The sequence below is a fragment of the Actinomyces sp. ph3 genome (assembly GCF_000308055.1).
Taxonomy (GTDB): domain Bacteria; phylum Actinomycetota; class Actinomycetes; order Actinomycetales; family Actinomycetaceae; genus Pauljensenia.
On sequence record NZ_CAGY01000001.1, the window covers coordinates 454,873 to 476,751 of the forward strand.

Genomic DNA, 21,879 nt, shown 5'->3' on the forward strand with positions numbered 1-21,879 from the left:
GGTGAAAGAATTCACCGCAGCCCCCACAGCCGTATATCGTCTTTCAGTTAACCAGCCTCGAATAAATGCCTACCCGCGGCCGACAAACCACTCACGCAACAGAGCAATACGGGCTTCGATCTGCTCCGTCGTCGCTTGGGCAATTTCTGGTCCACCAGCCCTACGTCGTAGTTCTGCGTGAATACTTGCGTGAGGTTGTCCCGAACGCCTAGACCACGAGGACACCAAGCGAGAAAGTTCCTTGCGCTTAGCTGCTCGCAGTCGGTGTGCCGGGATATTGGCATTTTCTTCGCGTGCCCGCCGCGCACTCGCTTCACGTCGCTGAGTCGCCAGCTGTTCTTCTTGGCGTGCTCGAAGCAGAGTGGTCACTTGCTCAGGTTCTAGGAGGCCCGGAATTCCCAAATACTCTTGTTCCTCGACGGAACCGACATCGGCCTCGGTCCCCCACGCGGCACCATCAAAAAGCACGGAATCAAATTGCGCATCGGCACCCAAGGCCTCGAATTGATTGAGAAGATCACTCGAGGCACTCTCACTCTTATTTGCCTGAGCAACCATGGCGTCTTCGGGGTTCCACATGTCCCCCTCTTTCGAGGGAGGCCGGTTCAGTGCATGATCGCGCTGGACTTCCATCTCCCCGGCCAAATTCAGCAAGGGCAAGACGGAGGGAATGAAGACCGTCGCGGTTTCGCCTCGGCGCCTGGCTCGCACAAAACGCCCAACCGCCTGCGCAAAGAAAAGAGAAGTCGAGGCGTTGGTTGCGTACACCCCCACACTCAGGCGAGGAACGTCCACGCCTTCGGAGACCATACGCACAGCGACCATCCATTTATCGGTCGATTGACGGAATTCGTCGATGCGCTCAGATGCATCAGCGTCATCGGAGAGGACAACGGTTGGACGTTGCCCCGTAATTGCTCGTAGTTGGCGAGCGTAGGCGCGAGCTTTCTCTTGATCTGCGGCAATCACCAAACCGCCGGCGTCGGGAACCTGGCGCCGGACTTCCTCCAAGCGCTGATCAGCTGCTTGCAACACTGCGCTGATCCACTCCCCCTTCGGGTCGAGTGCCGTTCGCCATGCTTGCTTCATCAGGTCTTTGGTGAGGGGCTCACCCAGACGCGCGGTGTAAATATCGCCCGCATTCGTTCGCCAAGACATCTGCCCCGAATAGGACATGAAGAGTACTGGACGAACGACGAAGTCACGAAGGGCATCGCCATAGCCGTAGGTGAAGTCGGCTTTAGAGCGCTTGATCCCCTCATCGTCTTCTTCGTAGCGCACAAAAGGAATCGCAGAAGTGTCGGAGCGGAAAGGAGTACCGGTCAACGCAAGGCGACGCGTGGCCTCGTCAAAGGCTTCACGAACACCATCGCCCCACGAAAGTGCATCACCTGCGTGGTGAATCTCGTCAAGGATCACCAAGGTGCGGTGAAGGCGCGTGCGGGCGGCATGAACCATGGGATTCGAGGCAACCTGTGCATAAGTCACAGCTACACCGTCAAAGTGTGAACCCGCCATGCCTTGAGAGTTCGAGAACGCGGGATCGATGTGGATCCCAACGCGCCCAGCGGCCTCGGCCCACTGGCTCTTGAGATGCTCGGTCGGACAAACGACCGTAACTTTCTCAACAACGCCGGCGCCCATGAGCTCGACGGCAATCCGAAGAGCGAAGGTCGTTTTACCCGCACCGGGGGTAGCAACCGCAAGAAAGTCTTGCGGTGACGCCGCCATGTATTGTTCCAAGGCTGCAGCCTGCCACGCGCGAAGACTTCCGGCTGTTCCCCAGGGGGCTCGGCGTGGGAAAGCAGGCGGAAGAGAAGTGGCTGCGGAAGAAGATACGTGCGATGGCCCCTGCGCAGTGGGACTCACTCCGCGGAACCTCCCTGGCCGCTTCCATCAGAAAATGGCCAATTCCTGCCATTCTTACCCATGGAATCACGCAATTCCTTGCAGGTCGGGCAGACGGGGTATTTCGAGGCATCTCGAGTGGGAATCCAGACTTTCCCGCACAGCGCAACCACCGGCTGGCCGGTAATCATTGAAGAGTCAGCCTTATCACGGCGGACAAAGTGCGCGAAGCGATCGCCATCTCCTGGGCTCTTCTCTTGTTCAACCTCGGTGCGCTCAAGCAAGCCTGTCGACGACTGGGTTTGCGGGCCTTGAGGCGCGGAAGGTCCCTGGGGTTCATCAAGAAAAGACATGTCCCCTATTGTAGGACGCGGCCGCTTCCGATGTTGATCAGAAACGGCCGCAAACACGGGAATCACGCTTGATGCTTAGCCCACACCTCGCGGTAGAAATCCGCGAGTTCCAAGCCCTGAGCTGCGGGCTCATCCAGAAGGACAATGGCATTGGGATGCATCTGCAAAATGGTGGCGGGCCAGCGGGCAGAAATCGCACCCTCAACCAGCTGACGCACGGCCTCGGCCTTTCCCGCGCCGGTTGCAATCAGCAGGGCTTCTCCGGACTCCATGATGGTTCCCAGGCCCTGGGTGATGCAGTGGGTAGGAACCTTCGTAATATCGCCATCGAAGAAACGAGCGTTATCGCGACGAGTCTGTTCGGTCAGGACATCGACGTGAGTGCGCGAGGCGAAGGATCCACCGGGCTCATTGAAGCCGATGTGTCCGTCTGCGCCAATTCCGAGAATCTGGAGGTCAATGCCGCCGGCATCGCGAATCGCCTTGTCGTAGTCAGCCGCGGCCTGGTCATTGTCACCGGTCCAGACGTTCGGGCCGTGTGCCGCCCCCTTGGGGAAATCAACGCGATCAACGAGGAAACGATGAATGAAGTTCGCGTAGCCCTCGGGATGATCTTCGGGCAGGCCAACGTATTCGTCAAGGTTGAAAGACTGAGTGTTCGCGAAAGAAATTTCGCCGGCTTCGTAACGCTTGGTCAGCTCATCGTACAGAGGCAGCGGAGTCGAGCCCGTCGCAAGACCAAGTACTGCAGAAGGCTTGCGCTCCAGAAGACTTTGAATGCGATCGGCTGCGACGACGGCAATATCTTCGGGCGTGGGCAAGATGGCAATCCGCATTGGAACTCCTCATTGATGTTGGGATCGCGAGGCGCGGACAGAGCTGTGGCCGCAAGAGTATGGGGTTTCGAGGCCAAGCAACGAACACGCCTGTGTGTACAGTTTGTGCGCCTTCAGCTTACACCCAGCTCTGTTGCCAAGCGAGCTATCTCAGCTCCCGGTGTTGAGACGCGTGTGTGCCCCGGTCGGGGGACCGGGGCACACACGAGAGTGAAATTATCGATGCATTAAACGCATCGAAGTTTCAGTGTTTTTCAGCGCAAGGCTGAGTTCACTTGGCGACAGCCTTCTTCAGGGTGGAGCCAGCGGAGAGCTTGACGCCGAAGCCTGCGGGGATCTTGATCTCTTCGCCGGTTCGGGGGTTGCGGCCGGTGCGTGCTGCACGCTCAACGCGCTCGACGGAGAGCAGGCCGGTCACCTTGACGGTCTCACCCTTGGACAGGGACTCGACCAGGACATCCTGGAACGCAGCAAGGGCGGCGTCAGCGTGGACCTTCGAGATGTTGGCGCGCTCGGCGATCTTGGCAACAAGTTCAGTGCGGTTGACGGACATTGAAAAACCTCATTCTTGTCGGTTATGGATGCCACTTCGGTGGCTTCAGGGAACAGATTAAGGAATAAATGGCACTTTTGTCAGTTTTTCCGCGACTTTTAAGGGCGTGTCTTAATTTTTTGGACTTTTTTAGGGATTTTTTGTGTCGAGCAACACAGGTTTGCTCTTCTTGCACTTCAAAAACTAGTTGTTCACGGCTCTGTGCCGGTTAATCAAAAAGGCCTTCAAACTGGCGCATAGGACGGTAGTATGCGAACTAGTCGACGAAGACCGGTTGGAGGATGGTTGCTATGGGGGTTTTCTCTTCACTCATCGGGGACGTCCCCGGGGATCTTTCTGCAATAGATCACCTTGCAGCTCGAATTCATGACCAAGCGGAAGCAGTGCAGATTCTCGGCGACGAGTTCCGTACAACGATACAGAAAACAACGATATGGACCGGGCGTTCTCGAGAAGCCTTTGAAGAGTCGGCGAATAGACAACAATGTCGTTTCACGCACCTGTATGAGGGGCTTGAAGCAGCTGCATCCGATATCGCCGGCTATGCTCGTGAAGTCGCAAGCGCCAAACACTACGTCCACAACCGATTGCTCCCCCGACTGGCAGAAATGGATCGAATCTATGAGGCCGCCTCAAAGGAAGATCGTCCGGTCATCTACGCGAGCTTTTCGCACGAATCCGAATCGATCGCCCACGATTACTACGTCCGCATTGAATCTTTGAAATGGGCGGCCGAAATTTTATCACGAGCATTGCGTGAGGCACTGAGGCTCGAACCTGTCTCGCGCGATAGATCAGTAGCGGGAACAAGTAAGGACCCCTCGCGTACACGACGGCTCAACGAAGCGGATATCTCCCGAATCAACACAGAACTCTCCCTATTGAAGAGTGGAAACTACAACCTTCGTCAAGTGCGACAGGGAGCGATTGGTGACTGCTATTTTATTTCGGCAATTCTTGCACTTATGAACACCCCAAAAGGACAGGAACAGCTGGCGAAGGGAGTAACTCAACATTTCAATTCTTCAGGTCAAGTAGATGGATACATGGTGCGCATCTATGACAATCCACTACTCCCCTCACAAGGAAGTTATTCACTCGTATTGGTACGTGAGACTTATGCAAATGGAGCAAACTCAGGAGGATTCGCCAGTGTCGTCAGCATCTATGAAAAAGCATATGCCCAGCTCACACCTGGGGGCGTCAATGAGAGTTCCTTTCTCAATGGGGATGGCATCACTTCCAACACCAATGGCCAAGGACTGCTGCGAGTCACGGGGCGTGGAAGCCATTTAGTCAATTATCAAGAGGCATCAATCAAGAGCATTTTCGGGTCAGGTCTAAACTACGATGCGCAGGAACGCCAAGAAGTTGTAGAGGCACTCCAGTCGGGAAAGCCCGTAACTACAGCAACGGTGTACGCACCGATATTTGGAAATGAGAATTCCCAACCGGCAGAAGTATCAATTGATGGACACCCCCGCAGAATTGATCTCTATGCACGGCATTCGTACATGATCATGAGCGCGAATGAAACATCTCTAACACTCGTCAATCCACACGGCAGAAACTCTGGCACAAGTCACCAAAGTCCGATTTTGCACGGTGAGTTCTCGATGTCGTGGAGTGAATTTGAGAAGTACTTTGGTTACATCACGATCGGAGAAATTCCGTAATGGTCAAGAGACACCCAACAGCCCTGCTTCTGAGCAGCACTCTCACAATCCCACTATTACTTGGCGGATGCACACAGCATTACGAAGTGAAGGAACCCATGTCACAACCCTGCAAAACAGTCGCAGTACATTCCAACACCGTCTTCCACCCAGTCCGAGGAAGCATCGATCCGAGTTTTGTCTTTTCAGGAGCCTGGATTGAAAACGGCAGAATGAAAACAGCTCTAGAGGGCGGGTGGGGATACGATCCTCCACTACCTGGTTATTACGGTGACCTCATTGAAGGAGAGCCTGTCACAATACCTGGCACCGGGACCTTCGAGCTCACCGGCATCACTCTTTCACGCTGGGGCAACTCGCCAGAAACCATCATTTTCTGCTTCACACCCGACCCCAATCTGCTCGACAACGCCAAAAAACGCCTACCGCCAGGCCAAACACTCCCACCCCAAGATGACCACTAGGAAACCCCCGTACTGCGACAGCGACTTATGCTTGAATCATGAATCCGTCCGCGCTCTGGCCATCATCCCTATCCCACGATTCCGACGTCGCACTCGTGGTAATTTTCATTGGCTTTTTGACTATTGCAGCATTTAAGTACTTGATTTTATGGGCCCTTAAAGAAACAGACTATTCCACCCAAAAGAAACAGAACATTGTCAATAAATGGGGGATCCTCCCCTACACCGCGCTGAGCATCTATTCGTTGGCACACGCGAAAGCACTCTTGTTTTGCGCATCAGAGTGTACCTTTCACCTATCCAGGGTCGCTATCACATTCTTCTTTCTCCCCACACTTATGACCATTGCCTACATCGTGACAGAGGTTTCTTTCGTCCAAAGCGCCATCATCTGGATTCTCGATAAAGTCATTCCTCGGCGACGAAGAACTCAGAATCAGACAAAACCACGACATAGGAAATAGAGCGGGCGGCTCAATCCTCAAACACCAAGCCCGCTCGCGTTCAAACGGTGGCGGCGCTGCCTCGCAGTCAACCGGTTACACTACTGCCTCTCAGGGCGGTTTGTCCTCCTCCGGTCAGTCTTATTGGGCTGAAACCCACACCGAGGACCCAAGCTTGGGATGGACCTGCTCTGGAAGTCTCGGAAGCGACCCTACTCGTTGCTGGGCGAACGATGGCAAGGAAATGCACCGTGGCGCAAACAGCATTTGGCACTGAGCTCATCTCTTAACCAAAAACGCAACCATTCCAATAGAAAGCTGACACAACTACGGCTACTCAGAACACGTTCACTATCACCTGTGTCCGCCCCGCACCCCCGGCCTCGGCAATCAATTCACGCGTTAAAGCTAGCGGACACGGAATACTAAGCAGAAGCGAGTGCCGAGGCCTCGAAAATCCATGTGGTTTTCAGGCCTCGGCGCTGTCTTGCATCTACTAAGCGCCAGCTCTCGCTACGGAAGGGAAATTATTCACTGGCCTCTTGGAAGGAGACTCCCCGAACATCAAGTTCAGCGAGCGGAGTCATGCGATCTTTTTTCACAAGGTGGTAGCCCAACCAGACTCCAAGGAATAAAGGAACCCCAATATAGGAGGAAACGGCGTCCCATACGTTTCCAGCGAGAACGGCCTCGTAATTCTGCCCGACAAGGACAATCAGGCACATGACGAATGCAAGAATGGGAGCGAGGGGGAAGAAAGGCGCACGATAAGGTAAGTCGTCGAGTTTGTAGCCCTGAAGTAGGTACGCGCGACGGAAGCGAATGTGGCAGGCACAAATCCCCAACCACATGAAAATACCTGAAACACCAACAATGCTGACAAGCCAACTGTAGGCAGTCCCCTCTCCGACTAGTGCGGTACAGAAACCGAGTGCTGAAACCACAATCGTCGCAAGCATCGCATTCCTCGGGACGCCCTTCTTCGTTACATGGCAGAACATCCTCGGAGCATGGCCATTTACTGCAAGCGCATGCAGCATCCTCGATGAGGCATACAAGCCTGAATTTCCTGCTGAAAGGATAGAGGTAAGGATCACTGCGTTCATAACAGCTGCTGCTGCAGCAATACCTAGGCGATCAAACACCAAGGTAAATGGCGAATAGGCGATGTCCGATTCGGTATTTCTCAACAGATTTGGATCGGTGAATGGAATAAGGGTTCCAATAATTGCGATCGCGCCGATATAGAAGAACATAATTCGCCAAAACACCGACTTAATCGCACGTGGAACATCTCGACGAGGATTCCCTGATTCCGCAGCAGCAACTCCAACGAGTTCAGTTCCTTGGAAGGAAAAGCTCGCGATCATAAATACTGAAACCATGGGGAGAATTCCTCCATGGAAGGGCGCATCACCAATCCGCCAGTTTGCGAGTCCAGGCGAGCCATATCCCAGTACACCCGCAATCATTGCAATTCCTGCGATAAGAAAAATAATGATTGTGACGACTTTAATGGCTGCTAGCCAGTACTCTGCCTCACCATAGATACGTGCACTCAAAGCATTGAGGAGCGTCAAGAGTAGCAAGAATCCTGCGGCCCACGCCCAGCCAGGCACATCCGGAAACCAATAGGACATCACAATACCCGCGGCTACAAGATCCGCTGATACCGTCACTGTCCAGTTAAACCAAGAGTTCCACCCCATTGTGAAGCCAAACGAGGGACTAATAAAACGAGATGCATAAGTTTGATAGTTGCCCACAACAGGCATATGAGCACTCATCTCACTGAGTGACTGCATAACAAGTAAAACCATGATGCCTACGGCAGCGTAGGCAACCAGAGCACCACCTGGACCAGCAGTTGATACAGTCGCTCCAGATGCGACGAACAAGCCAGTTCCGATCGCACCTCCAATAGCGATCATCTGCATATGTCTCCGATTTAACCCGTGCGCTAAATCGGTACGTTCATGGTCAGGGGCCGAATCGGAAACAGGTAAATGTTGAGTCTCAGACGTGCTGAGTGTTGAACAAGAACGCGATTCATTCATCATCGAATTCCTCAGAATTATCGTGGCTCATATCTAATGGCTCACGAGAGCAATCGAATTGACCTTTGGTGAAAGAGGGACGTACTTCGTGCCGCGCATCTTCATTGAAGCGCAGCATTGCTATAGAAAGGACTCGGGGCCTGTGTCGTCGCAACACCGAACACAGACCCCGAGCCTTCTTCTTTCTCCTTTTCCCCCAAAGTCGAGGGAGGTACCCATTGCTTACGACCGCACAACCGGGAAAATTACCGGGTTGTATCAGGTTGAGTGTTGGGTATCTGCTCAGTCTCTCAGGCGGTCAAAACCTGAGCGACAAGCATGAGGCCACCGAAGCCGAGGACGAAAGCAACCATTGGCCAGACGAACTTAAGCCAGTGAGAGTACTTCATATCGAGCATCTGCAGCGTTGCCATAACCAAGCCGGTCGGAGCGAGGAAGAGCATCGCGTACTGACCCCACTGGTAAGCACAAACGATGATCCAACGAGGAATACCAACGGTATCGGCCAAAGGAGCGAAAATTGGCATCGAGAGAACGGCAAGGCCCGAAGAGGACGGGACGATAAATCCAAGGAAGAAGAAGATCACGAGCATCGCCAAGATGAACAGCGGGCCGCTCATACCTTCAACCATATTCGAGGAGTAGTACAGCAGCGTATCCGAGATCTTGCCTTGCTCCATGACGTAGTTGATACCACGAGCAAGACCGATAATCAGAGAGACGCCCACCAAGCTCGACGAACCTTCGGTGAATGCATCAACCAGAGCCTTTTCGTTCAGACGGCTCTTGCCGAAGAGCGAAAGGAGCATGATGATAATCGTGATTGCAAGGAAGGATGCGGCCATGGTCGGGAACCACCAGCCCTGGCTCATAACACCCCACACCATGATCGGGAATGCTGCAACGAAGAGGATAAGGATGAGCTTCTTCTGCCAGTTAAACTCGAAGCCCTCATTGGTGCTCTTCAGGGCCCACTGAGCGTTGAACTCTTCGTGGTCTTCCCAAGTGTAGGATGCTGCAGGATTAGCCTTAATCTTCTTTGCGTACCACCACAAGTAGCCAATGACGACTGCAGCGCCGACGACGCATCCAAAAACACGCCAAGCCAAGCCTTCAGTGAAGACAATGCCAGCAGCATTAGACGCGATGACCACCGAGAAGGGATTGATGGTCGAGAAGGTTGTTCCCATCGAGCCCGCTAGGAATATGGCACCGACACAGATGATCGAGTCATATCCTAGCGCTAAGAAGACTGGAACAAGGATCGGATAGAACGCCACCGCCTCTTCTTCAAGGCCGCAGCTTGTTCCACCGAGGACCATCAGGAGTGAGACCATGAAGACGAGCGCGAACTCGCGTCCCTTCGTCTTCTTTGTTAGTGCTAGAAGGCCGGCCTCAAAGGCGCCAGTTGCATTGACGACACCGATCAGACCACCAAGAACAAGGATAAAGACGATGATGTCGGCAGCTTCAATTGTACCGGTCACCATACTTTGGGTGATATCTGCAATTCCTTGGGGAGTCGAATCGAGACGCTGGTAGGTTCCGGGGATCGAAATTGGCTTCTTCAGCGATCCACCGGTGAACTTTTCAATGCCGATCTTAACGTTGAGCTTATCGAGTTGTTCCTGTGTTGCGGGAAGACTCTCAACTTCACCTTGAGGAGAGGTGACCTGAAGCATCTGGCTCGAAGAATCGAATGCCAGCTTCGAGTAAGAACCTGCTGGGACCATCCATGTTGCCGCAACAGCGATCACGGTAAGAATGAAGAGGATGGTGAATGCAGTAGGCACATGTAGTTTAAAACGCCGCTTTGGCGCTTCTGCTTGCGGAGTAGCTTGCGAATCCGCAACTGCTGTTGATGTCATTACAGACTCCAATGTCCTTTACAACGCTGTAGGTATAAAAAAGTGCAACGCGTTGCTGCCTCCACTCATATTTCATCAAGTGGAGGCAGCAACACGCGTGAGCACTACTCCGCGAGAATGCGAGTACCCGTTTCACCTGCAAGCGCTTCCTTTGCGCGCTTGAGTGAGGTGATCAGGGCGCTCTTTCCAGCGCTGCCTTCAACAAATCCCATGCAGGCTTCAACCTTCGGGAGCATTGAACCAGGCGCAAACTGGCCTTCATCGATGTAACGATGGCAATCTGCGAGCGTCATCGTCGCCAGATTCTCTTGATCCGGCTTGTTGAAGTTAATTGCAACCTGATCAACTGCGGTCAGTACAACCAGAAGATCAGCATTAACTTCCTGTGCCAGCAGCGCTGCCGAGCGATCCTTATCGATCACTGCAGGAACACCACTGAACCCTTCATCGGTCGACACAACCGGAATACCGCCGCCACCAACGGCAACAACGATATGACCAGCATCGATCAATGACTTAACAACGGGAATCTCCACGATCCGAGTCGGCAGCGGGGAAGCAACCACCCAACGCCATCCGCGGCCGGCATCCTCAACGTAAGTGTTACCCGTCTCTTCCATCAGAGCCTTGGCCTCTTCTTCGGTAAAGAAGGCGCCCACGGGCTTTGAAGGCTTAGAGAACGCAGGATCATCTGCGTTAACCTCAGTCTGCGTCACGACTGAAGCGCAGTGGCGGTCGATAGAACGAACAGCAAGTTCATTATCAATCGCCTGCTGAAGATGGTAACCAATGTAGCCCTGCGACATAGCGCCACACTCCGGGAACGGAATGCTGGGAGTGCCGCCAACCTTGGTTGCCGAGTTATCGGTTGCAACCTTGATCATTCCGACCTGGGGACCGTTACCATGCGTAACGATCACGTCATTGCCAAGCTCAACGAGATCAACAATGGTCCGAGCGGTCTCCTTGATCAGTTCAAGTTGCTCAGCGGGGGTATTGCCAAGGGCATTACCACCAAGTGCAATTACAAGTCGTTGTCCCACAACAACCTCACTTCAAGGTTGCGTACATCACGGCCTTGATGGTGTGCATGCGGTTTTCCGCCTCATCAAAGACACGGGACTTCGAGGACTCAAACACCGCATCCTCAACTTCCATCTCGGTGACACCGAAACGTTCGGCGATATCTGCGCCGATTGTGGTCTTGGTGTCGTGGAAAGAGGGCAGGCAGTGCATGAAGATCGACTCGGAATCGGTCAGGGCCATAAGCTTCTCGGTCACGCGGTAGGGGCTGAGCTCCTTGATGCGCTTCTCCCACAGCTCCGCCGGCTCACCCATGGAAACCCAGATGTCGGTGTAAACCACGTGAGCACCAGTGCATGCCTCAACCGGGTCATCGGTCAGCGTGATGCTTCCACCGGTCTCCTCGGCGATCTCACGGCACTGTGCAACAAGCTCGTCAGCGGGCATAAGGTCCTTCGGGCCACATGCAACGAAGTGCAGACCGAGCTTCGAGCAAACAACCATCAGCGAGTTAGCAACGTTGTTACGAGCATCGCCCATGAACACGAACTTCAGGCCCTTGATTCCCTGGGGGAAGTTCTCCTGAACGGTGAGCATGTCGGCAATCATCTGAGTCGGGTGGAACTCGGTGGTCAGACCGTTCCACACGGGAACGCCGGCGTTCGCAGCAAGATCCTCAACGATCTCCTGAGCGAAACCACGGTACTCAATACCGTCGTACATGCGGCCGAGGACACGTGCGGTGTCTTCGATGGATTCCTTCTTGCCCATCTGAGAGCTGCCCGGATCCAGGTAGGTGACGCCCATACCAAGGTCCATACCGGCAACCTCGAATGCGCAACGAGTACGCGTGGAGGTCTTCTCAAACAGCAGAACAATGTTCTTGCCTTCGAGGTAACGGTGGGGCGTCCCAGTAAGCTTCAGTGCCTTGAACTGGCTCGAGAGATCGATGAGGTAGCGAACTTCATCAGAAGTGAAATCGAGAAGCTTGAGAAAATGACGTCCACTCAAGTTAACTGGCATGACTTGTCCTTCCTGACAATTCATAGAAAACACCGGCAACCACCTTGGTACCGGATAACAGGTTGTAAGCCTGCTCACAGGAAAGCTACACGTATACCCCAAAAAATGCAAGGCTCAAAACAAATAGTTAGAGGCCGTTAAGTAAACTTTTTTTCAAACTGCAACCAAGAATCCTTCTGAAGAATCTCGCTTACCTCAAGCTTCAAGACGAGCAGCGCTACAGCAGCATGCAACAGAAAAACTCAGACTAAATTCCAGAACTGATAACTTTTCGCTTCAAACCAACTCTTTGAGAAGAAGAGCAAACAAAGCCGCCGCAGAATTCACAGAACATTGAATCAACTTAGCTCAAGTTTAATGACAGACTGAAAGGAAAATAGTCAAGCTTCCACAAAGCTAAGCTTTAATAAAAGCAATAATGAAAGCTTGACTATTTGCACCTATTCAGATAAAAATTCACGCGTTTGTACCGCGCTCCGCAGCCTCGACGACATTCATCAGCAAGAGCGCGCGCGTCATTGGCCCCACTCCCCCAGGATTTGGTGAGAGCCAACCTGCGACGCGGTCAACACCGTCGGCGACGTCACCCATCAAGCGCGCCTTCCCACTTTCCGGATCGACGACGCGAGAAACGCCCACATCCAGCACAACGGCACCGGGACGAACCATATCCGCAGTGATTAAGCCCGCATAGCCCGTGGCAGCAACAACGACATCCGCCGCCCGCGTATGCGCTGCCAAATCCCGTGTTCCGGTATGACAGATTGTCACCGTCGCGTTGATGTCTTTACGCGTAAGCAACAGCCCAATTGATCGACCGACAGTAACTCCGCGTCCAACAACGCACACATCGGCACCATTAAGATCGATCCCATTGCGCTGAATTAACTCAATGACTGCACGCGGCGTACATGGCAGAGGAGAGGTAATAGCTTCACTCCCCCGCAGCACCAATCGGCCGAGATTTGTCGGGTGAAGACCGTCGGCATCCTTGTCAGGATCCACAGCCTCGAGGACACGGTTCGTGTCCACTCCACGCGGCAAGGGAAGCTGAACGATGAACCCCGTGCAGGGAGGATCTGCATTCAGAGCAGCCACGGCCTCGAGAATCTGATCCTCACTGGCATGGGCAGGCAGATCCACGCGAATCGATTCAATTCCCACCTCGGCACAGTCCCGATGCTTTCCAGCAACATAGGCAACGGACCCCGGATCCTCGCCGACCAAGATCGTTCCAAGCCCTGGAACAACTCCGTGAGCGCGTAAAACTTCAACCCTTGCACGAAGTTCATTTTTGATCTGAGCCGCGCACGCTGTGCCGTCCAGAACACGAGCATCGCCTTCCCACGGAGCCCTCATTGATTCAGGCCCGCATAGAGAGGATGGGCATCCGTCAGAGCGCGTACTCGCGCACGCAGAGCCTCAACTTCCACCTGTCCACTGGCCCCTTGAATCAGAGCCGTAGCAATAATGTCACCGACCTCTTCGAAATCAGCAACGCTAAACCCACGCGTCGCAAGCGCGGGAGTTCCAACACGAAGGCCCGAAGTCACCCTAGGCGGGCGAGGATCGAAAGGCACGGCATTGCGATTGACCGTAATACCAACCTCATGGAGAAGGTCCTCAGCTTGCTGTCCATCCAGCGAAGAGTTCACTAGATCAACCAGAACGAGGTGCACATCGGTACCACCCGTCACCAGGCGAATCCCTGCGGCCTGAGCATCGGGAGCTAATAGACGCTCTGCAATGGCCTGAGCGCCGTCCAAGGTGCGCTGCTGGCGATCCCGGAATTCCTCGGTCTGAGCAACCTTCATCGCAATGGCTTTCGCGGCAACAACATGCATCAACGGACCACCCTGCTGGCCGGGGAAGACCGCGCTATCAAGCTTCTTGCCCCACTGCTCCCCCCGCGAGGACAGGATCATTCCCGAACGAGGCCCGCCCAAAGTCTTATGAACAGTCGTGGTCACAATATCTGCGTGAGGAACCGGTGAGGGATGCAAACCAGCGGCAACTAAGCCCGCGAAGTGGGCCATATCAACCCACAACACAGCTCCGACCTCGTCGGCAATTTCGCGGAATGCTGCAAAGTCCAGGTGACGCGGGTAAGCCGACCATCCCGCAATCAACACTCGCGGGCGCTCGCGCAGTGCAGCCTCGCGAACTTTTTCGGGTTCAATACGCATCGTCTGAGGATCGACCTCGTAGCCAACTGCATGATAGTTCTTGCCTGAAAAGTTCAGGCGCATACCGTGAGTGAGGTGGCCACCATGCGCCAGGGATAGGCCCAGCAGCGTATCGCCAACATTTGCCATCGCCATGAGGGCTGCAGCATTTGCCTGAGCACCTGAGTGAGGCTGGACGTTGACGTAGTCCGCGCCTTGGAAGACTTCCTTTGCACGCGAAATCGCCAGAGATTCCGCAACATCGACGAACTCACATCCACCGTAGTAGCGACGGCCCGGGTAGCCTTCCGCGTACTTGTTTGTGAGGACGGAGCCTTGCGCCTCAAGCACCGCTCGCGGAACGAAGTTTTCCGAGGCAATCATTTCCAGCGTGTGCTGCTGGCGTTCCAATTCGCTATCCAAAACCGCCTGGATTTCGGGATCGAGCTGGCGCAGTGGGAGGTCATTGAGCGTATCCATTGCGAGTCCTTGCAAAGTCGTGAGCCGGGTAATCCCCGAATTTTGCCTTTACTTTACCCCACGACGAGGCCACTTCCGAGGTTTCGTCCAAAATCGTCCGTTTTGTGGGAACTAAGGCCTAGCTAAATTCACTTAGTTACGATAACCTTTCTCAAAGTTCGGCTATGCGAACTCTTTGACAAAGAAAGCCATAATTAGATAACACCCCAATGAAGAGGAACTTCAATGTCTGCCGTTCACTCGCGTTCATTCCTTGCCGCCACAGCAGTCTGCCTACTGGGTGCGACTTCGATCGCCGCGTGCTCAACTGCATCTTCACAGTCGGGCTCCACCTCACTCTCCCTCGTCGCAAGCACCACCCAGATCTGCGACTATGTCACCCAAATTGCGCAGCAGCCCTCGGCACAAAACTCCATCTCGCTCGATAAAACTGACGCCACTGGAACGCAATCCCATATTGGGGCCCCCGCCGAGCAAGCCAGCGCAAAAGTTCAGCTCACGTGTCTACTTGCCCCCAACGCCTCGGCACACGAGCACGAAATGACTCCCCAGCAATTGCAAGCACTTGCGTCGGCGAAAGTCCTGCTCGTCTCGGGCGTCGACCTCGAGCACTTCCTGGATCAGGCCGTGAGCGCCTCTGGTTTCAAGGGAACGATGGGAGTGACCTCGGGAATTCTCACTGCCGCCGACCTCAAGGATCCCCAGGGTCAGGAACAGCGCGACAAGCAACTCCCCTACTCGGTTTCGCGAGGCACGCACACTGTCGAGGCCGCACCTTGGCCTTTCCCGCCGGAAGAAGGAGAGAGCGAGCCGGAGTTCGCCTACGATCCTCACGTCTGGACCTCTCCAGCGAACGCAGCCCTGCAGGTCCGCAACATCGGCGAATTCCTCTCAGCAGCAGACCCGGATCACGCCGAGGCATACAGGACGGCAACCGAAGAGTACGCAAAGCGTATCGATTCCCTCGATGCGTGGGCGAAGGACAGCTTTAACAGCGTTCCCGCCGATAAGCGCGTCCTCTTTAGCTCCCACGATGCCTTCGGATATTTGTCGAAACGCTACGGCATTCGTTTCATCGGTGCAGCACTTTCTGATTTCAATGAACAACAGGATGCAACCGCTGAGCACATCGCACAGGCAAGCGAGGAAGTGAAGAAATCTGGAGCGAGCGCGATTTTCGCAGAGAACTCCAATAACTCGAAGTCAATTGAAACGATTGCACGCGCCGCGGGAGTCAAAGCCATCATTGGCGACGACGCACTCTACGGAGATTCCCTTGGGCCCGTGGGCAGTGAAGGCGAAACCTACATCGGGTCGATCATCCATAACGTCACAACCATGACAAAAGCCTGGGATGGAACGATCGCTCCCCTGCCTTCAGAGCTCAAGCGTTAAGCGAGCATAATGAACGCAGACGCTCATATGTTTTCGGAGCCTGACGAGGGCCGCGATGCTGGCACCACTGTCTTCTCAGCCAAAAGTGCCAGCATCGGCTACTCCCAGACACCGGTCCTGACGGGAATCACCCTCTCGCTCAGCCCCGGACATGCCCTCGCTTTGATCGGCCCGAATGGATCGGGAAAGACAACGCTCATGCGAGCACTCTTGGGAAGCGCTCAAGTCATTTCTGGAGAAGTGAGCTGCCCGCTGGATTTCCTGGGCTACGTCCCACAAAACAGTGATATCGACTTGAGTTTCCCCATCAGCGTTCGTCAGGTCGTCGAGATGGGAATGTACCCCAAGGCTAAGCTTCTACATCCGCTCAGTCGTGAACAGAAAGAAGCGGTCAGTGCAGCATTAGAACAGATTGGCTTAGTCGAGCGTTCCCGCGAGCGCTTTGGGACCCTTTCCGGCGGGCAACGCCAGCGCGTTCTGGTCGCGCGCGCATTGGTTGCTGAGCCTCGACTGGTATTGCTTGACGAACCTTTCAACGGTTTGGATGAGCCCAACCGCGAAGCTCTTCTCTCGCTCATCAGCCAAGCAAAAGCTCAGGGAACAGCGTTCATGATCTCAACCCATGACTATCGGGTCGCAACCGAAGTGTGCGATGAGAGCCTGATTGTGGCTGGGCGCCAAGTTGCCTATGGGCCAACCTCCCAGGTTTTCCGTCCGGAAATCATCAATGAAGCTTTCGGCGGGATCCACAATGTTTAGTGCGATCGCAAGTGCTCCGCCCTTGTGGCTCTCTCCCTTTTTCCTCCGCCCCCTGCTCTTCCTTGTTCTCTTCGGGATTGCAGCGGGCGCGGTTGGAACCCTGGTCAATCTGCGCAACTGGCAATTCGGCGCCGAGGCCTCGGTCCACTCAATCTTCCCGGGGATCGTCGTCGGCGCGGTTTTCGGCGGTATCGATTGGATCCCCGCGGGCGGAGGAGTTTGCGCAATATTCGTTGCTGCCGCATTGACCTGGGCAATGCGACACCGTGCGCACGAGGCCGCTGCGGCAGTTGTCCTGACCTCTTTCTTTGCGCTCGGCGTCATTATTTCCCTCAAAAAGGGCGATATGTCGGGCCAAATGGAGGCCTTGATGTTTGGACGCCTTCTGGAGGTTACGCCCCAGCGCATGGCAATTTCCCTCGTGTTTTGCCTTTTCGCTTGCGTCCTAGTCGTTCTTTCGTGGCGTGCTCAGCTCATGTGCGCCTTTGACAGGGCGGGAGCTGGCGCCGCGCGAGTACCCACGACGCTGTGCGATGTCTGCCTCAACGCTGCAATGTGCGCGATCGTCGTCGCGGGGGCCTCGGCGATCGGTGTTCTTTTGGTCGTGGGGTACCTCGTTGTACCCGCACTCGCTGCCCGCCTTCTTTCCTCATCGCCGAGGCAGATGCTGGCCTATTCAGTACTTCTTTCCTGCGCGGGTGGCGCGCTGGGGATGGCGACTCTTTTGATTCCCCTTTCCCGACCTACTTCACCCCAAGCCTCAGTTGCACTTACCCAGGTCGCTTTGTGCGCGCTCATCGTCGGAATACACGGTGCACGAAAGAGAGTTCGGACATGTTAGCGATCCTTCTCCTTCCCCTGTTAGAACTGACGCTGCTAGGAATTCTCTCCGGAATTGTTGGGACAATGACTGTCCTGCGCGGCCGCGTGTTCTTTGCTGAGTCAATCACGCACGGAGCCTTTCCGGGCGCGGTGATCGGTGTCGTGTGCGCATCCGTTTTCACCAAGGATCACAGCATTCTTGCGCTGTGTGTATTCTTGGGCGCTCTTGGATTATGTTTGCCTCTTTCAGCGTTGATGAGCGCCCTGGCACGAATCCCAGGAGTCTCGGGCGGTGCCGCCGCCGGGGTCGTCTTGACCTTCAGTTTTGCCCTGGGCTATTTCCTCTCAAAGTGGTTTGCACCCTTGCCCCTGCAGATTTCGAGCTTCCTTACGGGGTCAATCATGACCGTTACTCCGGTGGATATTGTGCTTGCGGGCATCGCAATGATCTGCGCGCTATGCGTTCTTGCCCTGCGCGGACGCCACATTCTCCTCTTGTCTTTCGACGCACAGGGGTACCGAGCCGCCTTTCGTTCCTCCCCCAGCGCCTTTGCGCTAACCGACGCGCTTATCTCGGCTCTTATCACGGTTTGTGTCATCGTTATGATTCCCGCGGTCGGTACCCTACTCCCCTTGGCGTTACTTATTGCGCCAAGTGCCGGTTTGATGCGTTTTATTGCCCGACCCGGAGTCTTAATGGTCGCTTCAGCGCTCGCGGCTCTTGCAATTTCCGCCTGCGGTTTCGGCATTTCCCTTATTTTCGAGCTATCAACGGGAGGATGCATTGCTTTAGCGGCAGGAATTTTCTTCTGCGGGTGCGTGACTTGGGAGGCTCTGGCCTCGAGGCTAAAAACCGGCTCAACCCCAGCGCGGCGGCGCGTTATGCGCCAGAGAAATGAGGCATGAAAGCAACGCGTGAGTAGATAAAAGGGGCGCCGCAATGCGGCGCCCCTCAAGCCGTTAGACCAAGAAAGTCAGGCGAACCGACTCTTGATCAAACCGTAAGTTTCGGCGAGATTCACTTAATGAAGCCGAGCTCCTTGACGGTGTTGTATTCGTCCTGGAGAGCAGCAATGTTGTGATCAATGCCAGCGCGAGTTGCCTCAGAAACCTCGAGGCCCTCGACAACCTTCCACTCGCCACCGTCGGAGGTGACAGGGAAGCCGAAGCACAGGCCTGCGGGAACACCGTAGTGCTGGCCATCGGACATGATTGCAGCGGTGGTGAACTCTCCGGCGGGGGTTCCCAGTACCCAATCGTGCATGTGATCGATTGCGGCATTTGCGGCAGATGCAGCAGAGGATGCACCGCGTGCCTCAATGATCGCCGCGCCGCGCTTGGCAACGGTCGGGCGGAAGTAATCTGCAAGCCAGGCCTCGTCAACAAGCTCGGTTGCTGCCTTGCCTGCAACAGTTGCGTAGGAGACGTCGGGGTACTGATCTGCGGAGTGGTTGCCCCACACGACCAAGTTCTTCACGTCGGCAACAGCTGCACCGGTCTTGTGTGCCAGCTGCGAGATTGCACGGTTGTGATCCAGACGCATCATTGCGGTGAAGCGCGATGCGGGAACGTCACCGGCTGCGTGAGCTGCGATGGTTGCGTTGGTGTTTGCGGGGTTGCCAACAACCAGAACGCGCACGTCTTCAGCAGCGCCGTCATTGATGGCCTTGCCCTGAGGGCCGAAGATACCGGCGTTGGCCTCGAGGAGGTCAGCGCGCTCCATGCCAGCACGGCGAGGCATTGCGCCAACCAAGAAGGCAGCGTTAGTGCCCTGGAAGGCAGCCTTGGGATCATCGTAGATATCCACGCCTGCGAGCAACGGGAATGCACAGTCATCAAGCTCCATTGCGGTGCCCTCAGCGGCCTTCACGCCCTGGGGGATCTCCAGCAGGTTGAGCTTAACGGGAGTATCCGGACCGAACACGGCTCCCGAAGCGATGCGGAAAAGAAGGGCGTAACCGATGTTTCCGGCTGCACCGGTGACGGTGACAATACGAGGTTCTGCCATTGTGGGCACTCCTTCAGTTATTTCGTGCGGCAATCCTTCGCCGCAACGACCTGATGATCGTTACTCCTCAAGCCTATTGCCTCGAAGGACTAATTCGCGGTGTCAGCAGTCCCAAGTACGACAGGAATCCAGCATTTCTCCCTATGATCTCCATCACAGGCATTCTTTTAGCGATTCACAAACACTCAAGTCCCACGCAGCTGCAGGTGAGCAGACCTACTATATCTAGGTGAGCGATCCTCAGACTTCAGCCTCAGACACTTTTGCTTCGCACATCGGCCGCATGTGCACCGCGCATAGAAGCGCGCTCGCTATTGCCGCAGCAATTGTTGGCACAATCGCCGGATCGGCAGCAGTCCTTTTCAATCTCATGATTGGCGCGTGGACCTGGGTCAGTACCGGTTACTGGGACTACACGCAGCACATCGGCCAGGCACACGGACGCCTTGGCATTCCGGCTTGGATATTCCTCCTCATTGCTCCCGTAATCTCGGCTTTCATTTACGGACCGCTCATCTCGCGTTTTGCCCCTTCTGCAAAGGGACACGGGATTCCCGAGGTCATGCTGGCCGTCCAGCAAAAAGGAGGCTACATCCCTGCAAAAGTCGCGCTCGTCAAGCTACTTGCCTCTGCCCTGACCATCGGAGGCGGCGGTTCTGCAGGGCGAGAGGGCCCCATCGTCCAGATCGGTGCATCTTTGGGATCATCTTTTGCCTCACTCCTGCATCTTCCCAAGGAACGAGTGATCCTTTTAGCAGCCTGCGGCAGCGGGGCCGGAATCGCAGCAACTTTCCATGCTCCCCTAGCTGGCGCATTCTTTGCATTGGAAGTGATCCTTACCCAATTCACTGCCGAGGCCTTTGGCTACGTTGTCGTTTCCTCTGTCCTTGCCTCATTGGTCACGCGGGCCGCCGTTGGAGATCACCCCCTCATTGATTTAGGTGGGACTTTCCCCCTGCAGTCACTTCCCGATATCACTTGGGTCGCCATCCTCGGTGTCATCGCGGGACTTGTCGGACTCGCTTTCTCAAAGTTCCTTTATCTCAGCGAGGACTGGATTGATGCCCTCTGGGCGCATATCCCCCTCCCCAACTGGTGCCGCGCAGGTATCTTGAGCATCGCTCTGGGAGGTGCACTCATCGCTTTCCCCTACATGTACGGTTCGGGCTACCCCATCGAAATTTCCGCGATTTTTGGCTCTTACTCGATACCTTTCCTCGTTCTTCTATTAATCGGAAGAATTCTCTATACCTCCTACACCATCGGCATCGGCGGATCAGGAGGAGTTTTTGCCCCAACACTCTTTATGGGAGCAATGACGGGGATGATCTTCGGTCAACTCGTTTCCCCTTGGGCAGTTTCTCAAAGCGCGATCTTTGGTGTCATCGGAATGGGAGCAGCTTTTGCTGGAGCAGCACGCGCACCAATGACCGCGGTTCTCATCATCGTCGAGATGACCGGTCAATACTCTCTGGTTTTACCAATGATGCTCGCTGTCATCATTGCCACCTTCACTTCGCGGCTTTTTACCCGTTCAACGATCTACACAGAAAAGCTTCGCCGCCGAGGTGACGTCCTCCACGAACCCGTCGACGACACCTTGCTTGGCCGCCGAAGCGCGCGTCAACTCATGACAAAGCCAAAGCGAGTATTAACTGAGGACATGACGCTTCTACAGGCGCAGGAGTATTTCCAAGCAGCATCTGTCCCATCTCTTCCTGTCATCGCCGCGACGGATCGCTATCGTGATCAGCCCCGTTACTTGGGGATGCTCACGGTAAACGAACTCACTTCTTTCCTTTCACGAGACCTTCCCCCGCACACGCGAATCTCTTCTCTTGCTCTAGACACGTCTTCTTCATTCCCCCAGTCAGCTCGCCCCTCCCAGATCCTTTCTCGCATGAGCGCAGACGATAATCCGTGGGCGCTCGCGGTCGTGGACGAGGATCCCACCACTCCTCATCTCTTGGGATGGATCACCCAGCAGGGCCTCGTGAAGGAAATTGCTGCGCAACAAAAGCGCGCCATCGCAGCAGGGCAGAAGACATCATGGGGATCTCGTTGGAAAGAACACCATTCCCACGCTTCTGGCCACGTAGACTGAAG

At 55.0% G+C, this 21,879-nt stretch carries 18 protein-coding genes; 7 read left to right on the forward strand and 11 right to left on the reverse strand.

Annotation, left to right across the window (positions count from 1 at the left end):
• Positions 1-69: 69 nt before the first annotated feature.
• The 4 genes from HGAS_RS02050 to HGAS_RS02065 form a co-directional block, all read right to left on the reverse strand.
• Positions 70-1,869 carry a DEAD/DEAH box helicase gene (locus HGAS_RS02050; RefSeq protein WP_019126269.1) on the reverse strand — a complete coding sequence of 600 codons (1,800 nt, stop codon included), beginning with the start codon at positions 1,867-1,869 and terminating at the stop codon, positions 70-72.
• Positions 1,866-2,201, reverse strand: a complete 336-nt coding sequence (locus tag HGAS_RS02055) for a DUF3039 domain-containing protein (RefSeq protein WP_019126270.1) — start codon at positions 2,199-2,201, stop codon at positions 1,866-1,868. Before HGAS_RS02055 ends, HGAS_RS02050 begins: the two co-directional genes overlap by 4 nt.
• Positions 2,202-2,263: 62 nt before the next feature.
• Complete coding sequence (nagB, locus tag HGAS_RS02060) at positions 2,264-3,037, reverse strand: glucosamine-6-phosphate deaminase (RefSeq protein WP_009409107.1); 774 nt, start codon at positions 3,035-3,037, stop codon at positions 2,264-2,266.
• Between the two features lie 271 nt (positions 3,038-3,308).
• The gene (locus HGAS_RS02065) at positions 3,309-3,590 is read right to left on the reverse strand and encodes an HU family DNA-binding protein (RefSeq protein ID WP_009409106.1); all 282 of its coding nucleotides are present in this window, start codon (positions 3,588-3,590) and stop codon (positions 3,309-3,311) included.
• A gap of 290 nt (positions 3,591-3,880) precedes the next feature.
• Here HGAS_RS02065 and HGAS_RS02070 point away from each other — a divergent pair, with 290 nt between their 5' ends.
• Both HGAS_RS02070 and HGAS_RS08385 read left to right on the forward strand, forming a co-directional pair.
• Positions 3,881-5,266 carry a hypothetical protein gene (locus tag HGAS_RS02070; RefSeq protein WP_019126271.1) on the forward strand — a complete coding sequence of 462 codons (1,386 nt, stop codon included), beginning with the start codon at positions 3,881-3,883 and terminating at the stop codon, positions 5,264-5,266.
• Between the two features lie 86 nt (positions 5,267-5,352).
• On the forward strand, positions 5,353-5,730 hold the full coding sequence (locus HGAS_RS08385) for a hypothetical protein (protein WP_148331424.1): 378 nt from the start codon (positions 5,353-5,355) through the stop codon (positions 5,728-5,730).
• Positions 5,731-6,700: 970 nt separating this feature from the next.
• Here HGAS_RS08385 and HGAS_RS02085 read toward each other — a convergent pair.
• The 6 genes from HGAS_RS02085 to glyA all read right to left on the reverse strand — a co-directional run bounded on the left by HGAS_RS02085 (position 6,701) and on the right by glyA (position 14,789).
• Positions 6,701-8,110: an amino acid permease gene (locus tag HGAS_RS02085; protein ID WP_019126274.1), complete on the reverse strand. Its 1,410-nt coding sequence runs from the start codon at positions 8,108-8,110 to the stop codon at positions 6,701-6,703.
• Positions 8,111-8,520: 410 nt separating this feature from the next.
• Positions 8,521-10,098, reverse strand: a complete 1,578-nt coding sequence (locus HGAS_RS02095) for a YfcC family protein (RefSeq protein ID WP_019126275.1) — start codon at positions 10,096-10,098, stop codon at positions 8,521-8,523.
• Positions 10,099-10,202: 104 nt separating this feature from the next.
• Positions 10,203-11,141 carry a carbamate kinase gene (arcC, locus tag HGAS_RS02100; RefSeq protein ID WP_009409099.1) on the reverse strand — a complete coding sequence of 313 codons (939 nt, stop codon included), beginning with the start codon at positions 11,139-11,141 and terminating at the stop codon, positions 10,203-10,205.
• Between the two features lie 7 nt (positions 11,142-11,148).
• Positions 11,149-12,144 carry an ornithine carbamoyltransferase gene (gene argF, locus HGAS_RS02105; protein WP_019126276.1) on the reverse strand — a complete coding sequence of 332 codons (996 nt, stop codon included), beginning with the start codon at positions 12,142-12,144 and terminating at the stop codon, positions 11,149-11,151.
• A gap of 456 nt (positions 12,145-12,600) precedes the next feature.
• Positions 12,601-13,503 (reverse strand): bifunctional methylenetetrahydrofolate dehydrogenase/methenyltetrahydrofolate cyclohydrolase, encoded by a 903-nt coding sequence (locus HGAS_RS02110; RefSeq protein WP_019126277.1) that lies wholly within the window; start codon positions 13,501-13,503, stop codon positions 12,601-12,603.
• Complete coding sequence (gene glyA, locus HGAS_RS02115; protein ID WP_019126278.1) at positions 13,500-14,789, reverse strand: serine hydroxymethyltransferase; 1,290 nt, start codon at positions 14,787-14,789, stop codon at positions 13,500-13,502. Before glyA ends, HGAS_RS02110 begins: the two co-directional genes overlap by 4 nt.
• A gap of 225 nt (positions 14,790-15,014) precedes the next feature.
• Between glyA and HGAS_RS02120 the strand changes: the two genes are divergently transcribed.
• Genes HGAS_RS02120 through HGAS_RS08390 form a run of 4 tightly spaced genes read left to right on the forward strand, consistent with a single transcriptional unit; the run spans position 15,015 to position 18,671 of the window.
• Complete coding sequence (locus tag HGAS_RS02120) at positions 15,015-16,184, forward strand: metal ABC transporter substrate-binding protein (protein ID WP_019126279.1); 1,170 nt, start codon at positions 15,015-15,017, stop codon at positions 16,182-16,184.
• A 9-nt stretch (positions 16,185-16,193) separates the two neighbouring features.
• Positions 16,194-16,943 (forward strand): metal ABC transporter ATP-binding protein, encoded by a 750-nt coding sequence (locus HGAS_RS02125; RefSeq protein WP_233993668.1) that lies wholly within the window; start codon positions 16,194-16,196, stop codon positions 16,941-16,943.
• A complete protein-coding gene (locus HGAS_RS02130) occupies positions 16,912-17,784 on the forward strand; it encodes a metal ABC transporter permease (protein WP_233993669.1) in 873 nt (290 codons plus the stop codon). Before HGAS_RS02125 ends, HGAS_RS02130 begins: the two co-directional genes overlap by 32 nt.
• The gene (locus HGAS_RS08390) at positions 17,778-18,671 is read left to right on the forward strand and encodes a metal ABC transporter permease (RefSeq protein WP_019126282.1); all 894 of its coding nucleotides are present in this window, start codon (positions 17,778-17,780) and stop codon (positions 18,669-18,671) included. Before HGAS_RS02130 ends, HGAS_RS08390 begins: the two co-directional genes overlap by 7 nt.
• A gap of 112 nt (positions 18,672-18,783) precedes the next feature.
• On the opposite strand, the gene HGAS_RS02140 is transcribed toward HGAS_RS08390, so the two are convergent.
• The gene (locus HGAS_RS02140; protein WP_019126283.1) at positions 18,784-19,773 is read right to left on the reverse strand and encodes a malate dehydrogenase; all 990 of its coding nucleotides are present in this window, start codon (positions 19,771-19,773) and stop codon (positions 18,784-18,786) included.
• A gap of 229 nt (positions 19,774-20,002) precedes the next feature.
• On the opposite strand from HGAS_RS02140, the gene HGAS_RS02145 reads away from it, so the two are divergent.
• Positions 20,003-21,877, forward strand: coding sequence for a chloride channel protein (locus tag HGAS_RS02145; protein ID WP_019126284.1), 1,875 nt, complete (start codon positions 20,003-20,005; stop codon positions 21,875-21,877).
• The last annotated feature ends 2 nt before the right edge of the window (positions 21,878-21,879 follow it).

Excerpts from the sequence above, each read along its gene's own strand:
- HGAS_RS02055 (WP_019126270.1), bottom strand. The coding sequence starts at position 2,201 with ATGTCTTTTCTTGATGAACCCCAGGGACCTTCCGCGCCTCAAGGCCCG.
- nagB (WP_009409107.1), bottom strand. The coding sequence starts at position 3,037 with ATGCGGATTGCCATCTTGCCCACGCCCGAAGATATTGCCGTCGTCGCA.
- HGAS_RS02065 (WP_009409106.1), bottom strand. The coding sequence starts at position 3,590 with ATGTCCGTCAACCGCACTGAACTTGTTGCCAAGATCGCCGAGCGCGCC.
- HGAS_RS02070 (WP_019126271.1), top strand. The coding sequence starts at position 3,881 with ATGGGGGTTTTCTCTTCACTCATCGGGGACGTCCCCGGGGATCTTTCT.
- HGAS_RS02085 (WP_019126274.1), bottom strand. The coding sequence starts at position 8,110 with ATGCAGATGATCGCTATTGGAGGTGCGATCGGAACTGGCTTGTTCGTC.
- HGAS_RS02095 (WP_019126275.1), bottom strand. The coding sequence starts at position 10,098 with ATGACATCAACAGCAGTTGCGGATTCGCAAGCTACTCCGCAAGCAGAA.
- argF (WP_019126276.1), bottom strand. The coding sequence starts at position 12,144 with ATGCCAGTTAACTTGAGTGGACGTCATTTTCTCAAGCTTCTCGATTTC.
- HGAS_RS02110 (WP_019126277.1), bottom strand. The coding sequence starts at position 13,503 with ATGAGGGCTCCGTGGGAAGGCGATGCTCGTGTTCTGGACGGCACAGCG.
- glyA (WP_019126278.1), bottom strand. The coding sequence starts at position 14,789 with ATGGATACGCTCAATGACCTCCCACTGCGCCAGCTCGATCCCGAAATC.
- HGAS_RS02120 (WP_019126279.1), top strand. The coding sequence starts at position 15,015 with ATGTCTGCCGTTCACTCGCGTTCATTCCTTGCCGCCACAGCAGTCTGC.
- HGAS_RS02125 (WP_233993668.1), top strand. The coding sequence starts at position 16,194 with ATGAACGCAGACGCTCATATGTTTTCGGAGCCTGACGAGGGCCGCGAT.
- HGAS_RS02130 (WP_233993669.1), top strand. The coding sequence starts at position 16,912 with ATGAAGCTTTCGGCGGGATCCACAATGTTTAGTGCGATCGCAAGTGCT.
- HGAS_RS08390 (WP_019126282.1), top strand. The coding sequence starts at position 17,778 with ATGTTAGCGATCCTTCTCCTTCCCCTGTTAGAACTGACGCTGCTAGGA.
- HGAS_RS02140 (WP_019126283.1), bottom strand. The coding sequence starts at position 19,773 with ATGGCAGAACCTCGTATTGTCACCGTCACCGGTGCAGCCGGAAACATC.